Genomic DNA, 12,222 nt, shown 5'->3' with positions numbered 1-12,222 from the left:
TTATCCGCGCAGAGAGGCGGAGAGAAAGAAGCCATGTCCCGATCGGAGCGCTTGCTCGAGCTCTTGCAGGTGCTGAGACGCCGCCGGCAGCCGGTGAGCGGCCGACGGCTGGCGGACGAGACCGGCGTCAGCCTCAGAACGCTCTACCGGGACATCGCCAGCCTGCAGGCCCAAGGCGCCCATATCGAGGGGGAACCAGGCCTCGGCTATGTTCTGAAGCCCGGTTTCATGCTGCCGCCGATGATGTTCTCGGAGGAAGAAGTCGAAGCGCTGGTGCTCGGCTCGCGCTGGGTGGCGAAACGTGGCGACCACCGCCTCGCAATCGCGGCGGCCGACGCGCTTGCCAAGATCGCTTCCGTCCTGCCGCCCGATCTCAGCGAAAGTCTCGACGCCTCGCCCCTTCTCGTCGGGCCGCGCCAACCGATCGCCGAGGCCATCGATCTCGGCCTGCTGCGCAAGGCGATCCGCAGCGAGCGAAAGCTCGATATGCGCTATATGGACAACGAAGGGCGCGACAGCCGCCGCACCGTCTGGCCTTTTGCGCTCGGCTTCTTCGAGCAGGTGCGCGTGCTGGTCGCCTGGTGTGAGCTGCGGCAGGACTTTTCGCCATTTCCGCACGGATCGCATCGCCGAAGCGACCGTGCAAGACGCGCGCTATCCGCGCCGTCGCCAAGCCCTGCTCAAGGACTGGCGCGCAGCGCAGGACGGGGGCGTGCGTGAGGAAGGTGCGAAGAGCGGCTGAAAGAACGGACGCTCCTGCATGTTTCCTTGAATCGTAACCGATTCAAGGACAAAAACATGCGGCATTCAAAGCGCGACAGGCGTCCTTTGTGCGACCGAAAAGACGCGCAAGGGACGCCGTCGCTTGCGGCCTCTAACCACCTGATTGGATAGCGGTTTTTGGGATATAAAAACACTCACACCCCGCGCGAGACATCGGCGGGGTGTGGAAGACTCTACAGCACCGCGCGTCTTTTTGAGACGCGCAAGGGTCGCTGTAGCACTTTTGAATCGCTGCATGATTTTGTCCTCAATCGGTTCCGATTGAGGAATTATGCAGTAGCGCCGCCCATGTTTTGGGCGCGACCTCTATATTAGCGGCCGTAAACGGCGGCCTGGATCTGAGAACGGGAAATACCAATGTCGCTCAGCACGTGATCGTCGAGAGCGTTCAGCTCGCGGACGGCGCGGCGCAGTTTTGCGTATTCCATGATCTTCTGACGGATCTTCATCTTTGACACTCCATATCTTTCACGAGTGTCAAGTAGGCATTTGCCTAAGATTTAAGTAGTTCCATGATTGCAGATTAGGCATGCGCTAGGCGAATAGCCAGTTGACGAAATTCCGCCGTCTTTTCCGCCTGCCGGATTCGGTCGCCTAGGTCCCGTACAAAGTCAGTTCAAATCATGGCAACGGCGTGATCGCTGCCTGCATGTTTCGTGAAATCGTAGCCGATCCAAGGATGCAGCGGTTCAAAGCATCCTTTGCGCGTCTAAATAAGACGCGCGGCGCTGTGGGTCAGAGGACGCCGCGCATGGGATGGGCCCGGTAGGTGCCGAGGATGCGCACCTTCTCCGAGAAGAAGCGCAGCTCGTCCATCGCATGGCGGACCGACTCGTCCTCCGGATGGCCTTCGATATCGGCATAGAACTGGGTTGCGACGAACTTGCCGCCGAGCTGATAGCTCTCGAGCTTGGTCATGTTGATGCCGTTGGTGGCGAAGCCGCCCATCGCCTTATAGAGCGCGGCCGGAATGTTGCGCACGTTGAAAACGAAGGTGGTGATGATCAGTTCGTCGTCGGAGGACCGGGCAATCCGCTGCTCTTCGCGCGAAAGCACGACGAAGCGCGTGACGTTGCTATCCGTGTCTTCGACATTTTCGGCGATGATGTCGAGTCCATAGAGGTCGGCGGCAAGGCGCGGGGCGAGCGCCGCCATGGAGCGGTCGCCCGTTTCCTTGACAAGCTTGGCCGCACCGGCTGTGTCGCCCGCCACCACCGGCTTCCAACCATTGGCGCGAACGATCTTGCGGCACTGGCCCAGAGCATGGATGTGGCTGTGCACGGTGCGGATATCGTCATGCGAGACGCCGGGCAGCACCATCAACTGAAACCGAATCGGCATGAAATATTCGCCGACAATGTGCAGGCGCGATTCCGGCAGCAGGTGATGGATGTCGGCGACACGTCCGGCGATTGTGTTTTCGATCGGGATCATGGCGAGATCGGCATCGCCATTTTCCACCGCCACGAAGGCATCCTCGAAGGTCTGGCACGGCAGCGGTTCCATCGACGGGAACATGTCACGGCAGGCCATGTCGGAATTGGCGCCGAAGTCGCCCTGGAAGGAGATCCTGTTGGTCTTGGCGGTCACGTTCGAATTCCTTCTCAGGCTTTGACGGAGAGAATGCGACGGGCTTTTTCGAGGTCCTCGGGCGTATCGACCCCGAGGGGGACCGAGTTGACGATCTCGACGTCGATGCGCATCCCGGCTTCGAGCGCCCGCAATTGTTCAAGCGACTCGCGCCTCTCAAGGACCGATGGCTTCAACGAGACGAAGGTTTCGAGCGCCTTGCGCCGATAGGCATAGAGACCGATGTGGTGATAGAGCGGCCCGGCGCCGTGCGGGGCGGTGGCGCGGGTGAAATAGAGAGCCCGCAGGCGGCTCGCGGAAAGCGGCGAGCCCACGACCTTCACGACATTGGGGTTGGTCTTTTCGTGTTCGTCGGTGATCTCGACAGTCAGCGTCGCGATATCGGTCGCGGCGTTTTCAAGTGGTTTCAGCGCCGCGCGGATCGGTCCGGGCTCGATCGTCGGCAGGTCGCCCTGGACGTTGATCACGATCTCGGCCTCGCCGTGAGGATCCGCCTTCAGCAGGGCCTCATGGATGCGGTCCGAGCCGGACTGATGGTCGACCCGCGTCATGATCGCCTCGAAGCCGGCATCGCTGACCGCTTCGAAGACGTCGCGATCGTCGACCGCGACGACGATTCGGCCGACATCCGCCTCGGCCGCCCGCTTGGCGACCTGCACGATCATCGGCAGGCCGCAAATGTCGGCGAGCGGCTTGCCGGGCAGGCGGGTCGACGCCATCCGCGCCGGAATGAGCACGAGAGCTTTGCCAGAATTTCCGTGATTCATCGTCTAGCCTTAAAAAACCCCGCTGAAAGTGTCAAAAAGTCTCACTTCAGGGTCGATAATCTCTGTTGCAACGCAGAGCCAAAAGACATAGGTTCCGCGCGATTTCAAGATGGGCCGGGTTTTTGTTGACGCCGGTGGCAAAGGGAGCGTTTGCAGATGAATTCATATGTGAACATGGGCGTGGGTGCCTTGCTGGGTACAGTCTTCGTTCTGATGTCTGTATCCATTGCATCGGAAGGCATTTTCCATTCCGAAGCTCCCGAGAAGCCAGGCTTCACCATTGTCGCCGAGGAAACCGCGGGCGAAGCCGGCGCCGCTGGTGGCGAAGAGGCGCAGGCCGAGCCGATCGCAGCGTTGCTCGCCAAGGCCGATGCTTCCGCTGGTGAAGCCGTGTTCAAGAAATGCGCAAGCTGTCACACCGTGGAGAAGGGCGGACCGAACAAGGTCGGCCCGAATCTCTGGGGTGTCGTCAACCGCCCGGTCGCATCGCATGAAGGCTTCAGCTATTCCGCCGGGATGCAGACCTTCTCCGAAGGCGGCAAGGTCGTATGGGATTATGACCATCTGAGCTTCTTCCTCGAAGCGCCGAAGAAGCATGTCCCGGGCACAGCCATGGGCTTTGCCGGCCTCAAGAAGGGCGACGAGCGCGCCAATCTGATCGCCTGGCTGCGCGAACAGTCCGACAGCCCGGCACCGCTTCCTGCCGCTGGAGCGGAAGGCGGCGCTGCGCAGCCTGCTGCCGCCGAAGGCCAGGCCGCCCAGGACGGCCAGGCCGCCCAGGACGGCCAGGCACCCGCGCCGGCACCGGCGAACTAAGTTCTCGCCAACGACAGATTTTGATTTGGGAAGCCCGGCCTCTGGCCGGGTTTTTCGTTTCTACAGCGCCGCGTCTCACCCGAAGGACGCTGCAGCACCTCGAGTTCTGCATGTTTCCTTAATCGTACCGAAGGAAACATGCAGTCGTCACATCAGCAGGTAGGCCCAGGCCGAAACGCTGAGCACGCCCAGCGCCGTCGTTAGCGTGATCGTCGAGGAAGCGAGCGCATGGCCGACATCAAAGTGATTGGCGATCAGCCACGCGTTGACGCCGGTCGGCACCGAGGAGGTCAGCACCAGCGCGGCCGTCCAACTGTCGTTGAGCCCCAGGAGATGACAGGCGCCAAAGACGACGCCGGGCAGCACAAGCAACTTCAACGTGCTGGTGACGGCCGCAAGCCCGGTGTTTCCGGCCAGGCCGTATTTGTCGAGCGCCATGCCGATCGACACGAGTGCGGCCGGCGCCGCCGTAGCGGCGAGCTGATCGACGACGGCCTTGGCCGAGCCGCCAAGCGGCTGGTCGAGAAGATGAAAGAGCGCGCCGAAGGCGAGACCGATCACCAGCGGGTTACGAACGAGATTGCGCGCCACGCCGGCAAGCAGCCTCAGCGGGCTTTGCCCCGGCCTGCCGCTCGCTTTCCTTTCCGCACGCTCCATCAGCACCGTGCCGGCGATCATCATGACGGGCAGATGGACTGAGAGCAGGATCGACAGCGCCACCACCCCGTCCTCGCCGACGACACGCGAAACTAGCGGCAGCCCTATGAACACGGTGTTGGCGAAGGCCGAGGACACCCCTGCGAGCACGCCCATGCGCGCGTCGCGCCCGAAGGCAAAGGTCGCCGCCAGATGGCCGACCGTCCAGGTGACGGCAACGCCGGAAAAATAGGCGACCCAGAGCGGCCAAGGCGAACCCTCCTTGAAATCGGCCTCGGCAATCGTGCGGAACAGGAGGACCGGCACGGCGACGCGGAAGACAAAATCGCCGAGCGCATCGCCGACAGCCGGTTTCAGATAGCCGAGCCTGACGACCAGCCAGCCGGTCAGGATCAGGACGAAGATCGGGAGAACGTTCAGGAAGATATCGGACATGATGAGCCTTGGGTGGTGCAAGAGGCATAGACCCGTTCGATCGGCAGAGGCAAGGGCACATTGGAGGACAGGCATCGGGGCCGCGGGCGGAACATTCGGCCAACAGAAGCGTTGCGAAAGAGGACCGGGGAAACGCTGATGTCGACGGACAAATCGATCTACTCGCATCGGGACGACGATCCGCATCTGACGGATGACGATCTAGCCGAGAAGGTGCTGCGCTTCATTCGCTACGCCACCTTCGTGGACACGAGCGGGATTTCCGTCATGGCGCTTGGGGGAATGGTCGTGCTTTCCGGCAATGTCGCCGAGGAGGCAGACATTGCCTGCGCCGGAGAGGCCGCCGCCTCGGTCATCGGCGTTTCGAGCGTCGAAAACCGGCTGACGGTACGGCCGGGCCAGGCAACCGACTGAGCGCATTCGTCTCGGGAGGCGCCAGAATTAAAAGGCAACCTTTTGGTTGCCTTTTTCATTTCGAGCTGCGAGAATATTGGCAATCTGGAGGTTGCATCATGACAGATCGCATCAAGAAGAGCATCGAACTCAATGCGCCGATCGAAAAGGTTTGGCATGCACTCACGAACCACACGGCATTCGGCGAATGGTTCCGCGTGAGGCTCGACGGGCCGTTCGTGGTCGGCGAAAAAACGACGGGCGAAATGACCTATCCCGGCCATGAGGGCACCAAATGGACGTCGATGACCGAGCGGATGGAGGCCCCGACCCTCTTTTCCTTCCGATGGCCGCACGGCGAGGATACCGATCTCTCGACATCCCCATCTACGCTCGTGGAATTCCGCCTCGAGCCAACAGCGAACGGAACCCGTTTGACCATTATCGAATCCGGCTTCGAAACGTTGCCGGAGGATCGCCGCATGGAGGCCTTGCGCGGCAATGAAGGCGGATGGGAAATTCAGGCGGGAAACATCAAGGCCTATGTCGAAGCCTGAGCCTGCCGATCCGGGGCCCGTCGAGGTCTTCGCCGCCCTCGGCGACCCGACCCGCCTTTCGCTTCTGACAAAGCTCAGCGATGGCCAGACACGATCGATCGCCACGCTATCCGCCGATACGAAACTGACGCGGCAGGCCGTGACCAAGCACCTGCACGTGCTGGAACGCGCCGGCCTCGTCAAAAGCATCCGCGTCGGCCGCGAAAGCCAGTTCGGCTACCGGCCTGAACCGATCACCGCAGCTCGGTCGTATCTCGACCGAGTTTCGGCACAATGGGACGACGCACTGGCGCGGCTCAAGGCGCTGGTGGAACGATGAGCGCGCTAATCGCCGCTGCACGCAATTAGGCTACTGCATGATTCCTTAAATCGGAATCGATTTAAGGACAAAATCATCAGCATTTCAAAGTGCTACAGCGAACTTAGCGCGTCCGATCGGACGCGCGGCGCTGTAGCTGAATGCGAGCGGAACGCGTCGGGCTAACGATTGATCAGCCAAAGGATGACCGAGAGCACGACGCTGAAAAGCAATCCAGTGGTGATGGGAATGTAAATCGTGAAATTCTCGCGCTCGATCAGAATATCGCCGGGCAACCGACCCAGGCCGATACGCGTGAGCCACGGCCAGAGAACACCGATCGCAACGATTACTAGCCCGACGATGATCAGCACTCGGGACATGGCACAGACATGTTCTGCTTCACGAATTCAGCCTTCCTGCATGATGTTTGAATTCGCATCATATAACAATGCGCCGGTGTCGGACCGGCAAGGAGAGGATCCAAATGCTGCCAGCACCGCGCGTGAGGTGCCGGTCTTTGTCTGCAGCTCTCCCGTAGCACAGGGCAGCCAGGGCGATGATCGTGTATGCTACTGATGGTCAATGGTGCGATGATTGCAGACGTATGGTTGCGAAATTCTGTGCGGGTTCAGTTACCAGGCACAGCGCGACGATTGCGGCAGCAACACTTGTGCGGCGGGTAGAGCAGCATGACGGACGATTCGGGGCAGAAGCTGTCTCTGTTCGCGTTGACCGCGATGGTGGTCGGATCGATGGTCGGCGCCGGGATTTTTTCCCTGCCGCGCACCTTCGGCAGTGCGACTGGACCATTCGGTGCGATCGTGGCCTGGTGCATCGCAGGGGCGGGCATGTTCACTCTCGCTCACGTGTTCCGGGTGCTCGCGGAACGCAAGCCCGATCTCGATGCCGGCGTCTACGCCTATGTGAGGGCCGGCTTCGGTGACTATGCCGGCTTCCTTTCGGCCCTCGGCTACTGGCTGGTCGGCTGCATTGCCGATGTGTCGTACTGGGTGTTGATCAAGGCGACCCTCGGGGCCTTCTTTCCGATCTTCGGAGACGGCAACACGGTTGCCGCGGTGCTTGTCTCCTCTGTCGCGCTCTGGGGCTTCCACTTCATGATCCTGCGAGGGATCAAGGAGGCAGCGGCCATCAACACTCTCGTCACCGTGGCAAAGATCGTCCCCATTGTGATCTTCATAGTCATCCTGCTCGGCGCGTTCGAGGCCGACCTCTTTCGCGCCAATTTTTGGGGCGGCGCGGGCATGCCCGAGGCGAGCCTGCTCGAGCAGGTTCGTGCGACCATGCTGGTCACAGTTTTTGTGTTCATCGGCGTAGAGGGCGCGAGCGTCTACTCGCGGTACGCCCGCAAACGTTCCGATGTGGGCGTGGCCACGACACTTGGCTTCGTCGGCGTTCTGGCATTGATGGTGCTGGTGACGCTGCTGCCCTACGCCGCCCTGGAACGACCGGAAATCGCCGGCATGCGCCAGCCCTCGATGGCTTCCGTGCTGGAATCCGTCGTCGGGCCATGGGGCTCCGTCTTTGTCAGTGTCGGTTTGATCGTTTCCGTGCTCGGAGCGTATCTGGCATGGTCGCTGATCTGTGTCGAGGTGCTCTTTTGCGCCGCCAAGAACGGAGACATGCCGAGCGTTCTCGCCAGGGAGAACAGCAACAGCGTTCCTGCGGCGGCGCTTTGGCTGAGCAATGGAGTGATCCAGTTCTTCCTCGTCAGCACATTGTTCTCGGAGGACGCGTTCCGGTTGATGGTAAACCTGACGAGCGCAATGGTTCTGGTTCCATACCTGCTGGTGGCAGCCTATGGCTTCCTTGTCGCGCGGCGCGGCGAGACCTACGACATCAGGCCGGAAGAGCGGTTCCGCGATCTGATCTTCGCGGGCGTCGCCATGGTCTACACGGTATTTATGATCTATGCCGGGGGCCTGAAGTTCCTCCTGCTTTCCACCATCCTCTACGCGCTCGGAACGGTCCTGTTCTTCTACACAAGGCGCGAGCAGATGAAGCCGCTGTTCAGCCATCGGGAATGGCTCGTCTTCGCGGCTGCTGTGGCCGGATGCCTCTTTGGCATCCACGGGCTCGTGACCGGCTACATCACCTTATGACTTTTACGGAGTCCGGGCGATCCAAGCCTGTCCGTTGATGCAAAGAAGCGCGGCTATGGAGTTCACACGCGTCGTCGCGTCCGCATTTTCAGCAGATAATCGATTCCCTCTAGGAATTCTGAAGGTTACACGCTAACATTGCGATCAGAGATCCCAAGCATGTTATAGAAGTGGTGCCAGAAGCGGATAGCCCGCTTCAAATCGATAATCGACCGGCAATATCCACGAGTTCACCTGGCATCACGAGCGACTTCCAGAGTTATTCGGCGTCCGCACCCGCGCGGACGGCCCATACATCGGCGAACCCGGGAGTGGTGCGATGGTGACCAAGGCTGAGCAGAAGCTGTCCCTGTTCGCTCTCACCGCGATGGTTGTCGGCTCCATGGTCGGCGCAGGAATCTTCTCGCTCCCGCGGACATTCGGCATCGCGACGGGGCCGTTCGGCGCAATCATCGCCTGGTGCATTGCGGGCGGCGGCATGTACATGCTGGCGCGCGTCTTCCAGTCGCTGGCCGAACGCAAGCCCGATCTCGATGCCGGCGTTTTCGCCTATGCCAAGGAAGGCTTCGGCGACTATCCGGGCTTCCTCTCCGCCTTCGGCTACTGGATCGGCAGCTGCATCGGCAACGTGTCATACTGGGTGCTGATCAAGTCCACGCTCGGCAATTTCTTTCCAGCCTTCGGCGACGGCAACACCGTCATCGCCATACTTGTGGCCTCGATCGGAATTTGGCTCTTCCACTTCATGATCCTGAGAGGCATTCAGCAGGCGGCCTTTATCAACACGGTCGTGACCGTCGCGAAGGTTGTTCCGATCATCGCCTTCATCATCATCCTCTTTTTCTTCTTCAAGCTCGACCTGTTCCGCCTGAACTTCTGGGGCGGTGAGGGGATGCCGGAAGCAACCCTCCTCCAACAGATCCAGGCGACGATGCTGGCGACGGTCTTCGTCTTCATCGGCATCGAAGGCGCGAGCAACTATTCGCGCTATGCGCAGACACGCTCCGATATCGGCACGGCCACGATCATGGGTTTCATCGGCGTCAGCGCGTTGATGGTGCTGGTCACGCTGCTGCCCTATGCGGCCCTGACACGTCCCGAGATCGCCGCCATGAGCCAGCCTTCGATGGCCGGCGTACTTGCTGCCGTCGTCGGCCCCTGGGGGGCGGTCTTCATCAGCATCGGCGTGATCGTCTCGGTGCTTGGCGCCTATCTCGCCTGGTCTCTGGTGTGCGCGGAAGTACTCTACGTGGCCGCGCGCACGGACGACATGCCCCGGCTTTTCGGCACCGAGAACCAGAACAAGGTCCCTGCGGCCGCGCTATGGCTCACCAACATCGTCGTCCAGCTGTTCGTCGTCAGCACCTACTGGTCGCGGGACGCGTTCGCGCTGATGCTGAATTTGACAAGCGCAATGTCGCTGATCCCCTACCTGCTGGTGGCCGCTTTCGGCTTCCTGCTGGCGCGGCGTGCCGAGACGTACGAAATCAGGCCGCATGAGCGCAACCGCGACCTGATCATCGCCAGCATTGCCGCCGTCTACACTTTTTTCATGATTGTCGCCGGCGGCATGAAGTTCGTCCTGCTGTCGGCTCTCCTGTATGCCCCCGGCACGATCCTCTATTTCTGGGCCAGGCGCGAGCAGGGCAAGCAGCTCTTCAACACATCCGTCGACTGGCTGATTTTCGCGGCTGCTGCCATCGGCTGCATCGCCGCGATCATCGGATTGTCCACCGGCTACCTGACGATCTGAAAAAGGGAGATGTGCCATGTCTTCTCAAAGCTCGACCCAGCACACTTTTGGCGTACACTCCGAGGTCGGCCAGCTGCGCAAGGTCATGGTCTGCGCGCCGGGGCGTGCTCATCAACGGCTCACGCCGACCAATTGCGACGCCCTCCTGTTCGACGATGTCCTCTGGGTCGACAACGCCAAACGCGACCATTTCGATTTCATGACCAAGATGCGCGACCGCGGCATCGACGTCGTGGAAATGCACAATCTCCTCACCGAGACGGTCGCTGTCCCGGAAGCGAAGAAGTGGATCCTCGATAACCAGGTCGTTCCGAACCAGATCGGCCTCGGCCTCGTCAACGAAGTCCGTTCTTATCTCGAGGGCCTGTCCAACCGCGATCTCGCCGAAACGCTGATCGGCGGGCTCTCGACCTATGAATTTCCCGAGTCGATCGGCGGCGAGCAGTTGGCGCTTATCCGTGACGCGGCAGGCGTCAACGAGTACCTGCTGCCGCCGCTGCCCAACACGCTCTATACGCGCGACACCACCTGCTGGATTTACGGCGGGGTGACGCTCAACCCGCTCTATTGGCCGGCGCGCCACGAAGAGACGATCCTCGCCGCCGCCATCTACAAGTTCCATCCAGATTTCGCCGGCAAGGTTAATGTCTGGTGGGGCGACCCGACCAAGGACTGGGGTCTTGCCACCCTTGAGGGCGGCGACGTCATGCCGATCGGCAAAGGCAACGTGTTGATCGGCATGAGTGAGCGTACCTCGAGGCAGGCAATCAGCCAGCTCGCGGCAACCCTGTTCGAAAAGGGCGCAGCCGAACGCATCATCGTCGCCGCCATGCCAAAGCTGCGAGCGGCCATGCACCTCGACACGGTGTTTACTTTCGCCGACCGCGACTGCGTGCTGATCTATCCCGACATCGTCAATGGCATAGAGGCTTTCTCCTACAGGCCGGGCAACAAGCCGGGCGCCGTCGAGCTGCACAGGGACACGGGCTCGTTCGTCGAAACGGTGCGCGACGCCCTCGGTCTCAAGGAGATCCGCGTGGTCGAGACCGGTGGCAATGCGTATGTGCGCGAACGCACGCAATGGGACAGCGGCGCCAATCTCGTCTGCCTCTCGCCCGGCGTGGTGCTCGCCTACGACCGCAACACCTACACCAATACGCTGCTGCGCAAGGCGGGCGTCGAAGTCGTCACCATCACCGGGGCCGAGCTCGGTCGTGGACGCGGTGGCGGCCATTGCATGACCTGCCCGATCATCCGCGATGCGGTTGACTATTAGATCACGATGATTTGGGTCGAATCGACCCAAAATCATAAACGTGATCGATTTTTAAAAGTTAGAGCGGGATGCGGGCGGAAAACCGCGCACACTTTTCCTCATCCCGCTCTCAGTCCGAGTGCACTGCGACGACCCGTGAAAGGCGCAGCCATGGCAGGAACTCCAATTGGACAACCGCCGGTGAGCGGTTCTTCAGCGGAAGGAGTTGATTACGAGCGCGAGGCAGAGTCCCTGCATTCGAAATGGGGATGGTTTCTCGCACTGGGCATTGCTCTGGCGCTGGGCGGAGCATTGGCTATCGCGCTTCCTGCCGTCTCCACATTCGCGGCGAGCGTCGTCCTGGGAGCGGTCCTTGCCCTCGCCGGCGTTGTAAAGATGGTCCAGTCCTTGCAGGTCAAGGATTGGAACGGCTTCATCTGGCAGAAACTGACCGGCGCGGTCGAGGTGGTCGGCGGCATCCTGATTTATTTCAACCCGCTGAAGGGCGCCCTGGCGATCACTCTCCTGATCGCCCTGGTGCTTCTCCTACAAGGCATTCTGCAGATCGTGCTAGCGGTAATCGTGCGCAGGCAGGACGGCTGGCACTGGTTCGCGATTTCGGGCCTCGTTGCGCTCGCGGCCAGCGCGGTGCTCGCCTTGAAGCTGCCGTACACCAGCGCATTCCCGTCAGGCGCTATCGCCGGCTTTTCCCTACTTGTTGCCGGCGGTGCATACATCGCCATTGCCCTCACGATACGCAGAGCACGGCCATGAGGACGCACGAATCGGAAACGG

Annotated in this window: 13 protein-coding genes and 1 pseudogene; 9 read left to right on the top strand and 5 right to left on the bottom strand. The window is 61.0% G+C overall.

All coding sequences use genetic code 11. The features are described 5' to 3' along the window. Positions 1-33 precede the first annotated feature (33 nt). A pseudogene (locus RB548_RS19795) lies at positions 34-742 on the top strand (helix-turn-helix transcriptional regulator). Between the two features lie 352 nt (positions 743-1,094). Here RB548_RS19795 and RB548_RS19790 read toward each other — a convergent pair. The 3 genes from RB548_RS19790 to RB548_RS19780 all read right to left on the bottom strand — a co-directional run bounded on the left by RB548_RS19790 (position 1,095) and on the right by RB548_RS19780 (position 3,140). Further along, a complete protein-coding gene (locus RB548_RS19790; RefSeq protein WP_136509286.1) occupies positions 1,095-1,232 on the bottom strand; it encodes a DUF1127 domain-containing protein in 138 nt (45 codons plus the stop codon). Positions 1,233-1,518: 286 nt separating this feature from the next. Further along, complete coding sequence (locus tag RB548_RS19785) at positions 1,519-2,373, bottom strand: prephenate dehydratase (protein ID WP_331372897.1); 855 nt, start codon at positions 2,371-2,373, stop codon at positions 1,519-1,521. Positions 2,374-2,387: 14 nt separating this feature from the next. Further along, on the bottom strand, positions 2,388-3,140 hold the full coding sequence (locus RB548_RS19780; protein ID WP_331372896.1) for a 3-deoxy-manno-octulosonate cytidylyltransferase: 753 nt from the start codon (positions 3,138-3,140) through the stop codon (positions 2,388-2,390). Positions 3,141-3,296: 156 nt separating this feature from the next. Between RB548_RS19780 and RB548_RS19775 the strand changes: the two genes are divergently transcribed. Continuing rightward, positions 3,297-3,956: a c-type cytochrome gene (locus RB548_RS19775; protein WP_331372895.1), complete on the top strand. Its 660-nt coding sequence runs from the start codon at positions 3,297-3,299 to the stop codon at positions 3,954-3,956. Between the two features lie 147 nt (positions 3,957-4,103). On the opposite strand, the gene RB548_RS19770 is transcribed toward RB548_RS19775, so the two are convergent. After that, entirely contained in the window at positions 4,104-5,048 is a 945-nt protein-coding gene (locus RB548_RS19770) for an AEC family transporter (protein ID WP_331372894.1), read from the bottom strand. Between the two features lie 138 nt (positions 5,049-5,186). On the opposite strand from RB548_RS19770, the gene RB548_RS19765 reads away from it, so the two are divergent. The 3 genes from RB548_RS19765 to RB548_RS19755 all read left to right on the top strand — a co-directional run bounded on the left by RB548_RS19765 (position 5,187) and on the right by RB548_RS19755 (position 6,317). Next, on the top strand, positions 5,187-5,462 hold the full coding sequence (locus RB548_RS19765) for a BON domain-containing protein (RefSeq protein ID WP_331372893.1): 276 nt from the start codon (positions 5,187-5,189) through the stop codon (positions 5,460-5,462). 98 nt (positions 5,463-5,560) lie between these two features. Next, positions 5,561-5,998, top strand: a complete 438-nt coding sequence (locus RB548_RS19760) for an SRPBCC family protein (protein WP_331372892.1) — start codon at positions 5,561-5,563, stop codon at positions 5,996-5,998. Continuing rightward, the gene (locus RB548_RS19755; protein WP_331372891.1) at positions 5,985-6,317 is read left to right on the top strand and encodes an ArsR/SmtB family transcription factor; all 333 of its coding nucleotides are present in this window, start codon (positions 5,985-5,987) and stop codon (positions 6,315-6,317) included. Before RB548_RS19760 ends, RB548_RS19755 begins: the two co-directional genes overlap by 14 nt. A 161-nt stretch (positions 6,318-6,478) precedes the next feature. Here RB548_RS19755 and RB548_RS19750 read toward each other — a convergent pair whose 3' ends face one another. Further along, positions 6,479-6,679, bottom strand: coding sequence for a DUF2905 domain-containing protein (locus RB548_RS19750; protein ID WP_331372890.1), 201 nt, complete (start codon positions 6,677-6,679; stop codon positions 6,479-6,481). A gap of 309 nt (positions 6,680-6,988) precedes the next feature. On the opposite strand from RB548_RS19750, the gene RB548_RS19745 reads away from it, so the two are divergent. The 4 genes from RB548_RS19745 to RB548_RS19730 all read left to right on the top strand — a co-directional run bounded on the left by RB548_RS19745 (position 6,989) and on the right by RB548_RS19730 (position 12,201). Beyond that, positions 6,989-8,419: a basic amino acid/polyamine antiporter gene (locus tag RB548_RS19745; RefSeq protein ID WP_331372889.1), complete on the top strand. Its 1,431-nt coding sequence runs from the start codon at positions 6,989-6,991 to the stop codon at positions 8,417-8,419. Positions 8,420-8,738: 319 nt separating this feature from the next. Further along, on the top strand, positions 8,739-10,172 hold the full coding sequence (locus tag RB548_RS19740; protein ID WP_331372888.1) for a basic amino acid/polyamine antiporter: 1,434 nt from the start codon (positions 8,739-8,741) through the stop codon (positions 10,170-10,172). 16 nt (positions 10,173-10,188) lie between these two features. Beyond that, positions 10,189-11,448: an arginine deiminase gene (arcA, locus tag RB548_RS19735; RefSeq protein WP_331372887.1), complete on the top strand. Its 1,260-nt coding sequence runs from the start codon at positions 10,189-10,191 to the stop codon at positions 11,446-11,448. A gap of 135 nt (positions 11,449-11,583) precedes the next feature. After that, positions 11,584-12,201 carry an HdeD family acid-resistance protein gene (locus RB548_RS19730; RefSeq protein WP_331372886.1) on the top strand — a complete coding sequence of 206 codons (618 nt, stop codon included), beginning with the start codon at positions 11,584-11,586 and terminating at the stop codon, positions 12,199-12,201. The last annotated feature ends 21 nt before the right edge of the window (positions 12,202-12,222 follow it).

This window comes from Sinorhizobium chiapasense (assembly GCF_036488675.1).
GTDB lineage: Bacteria > Pseudomonadota > Alphaproteobacteria > Rhizobiales > Rhizobiaceae > Sinorhizobium > Sinorhizobium chiapasense.
The sequence above is the reverse complement of the archived record's forward strand: the minus strand, read 5'-3'. Positions and strand labels throughout refer to the sequence as shown.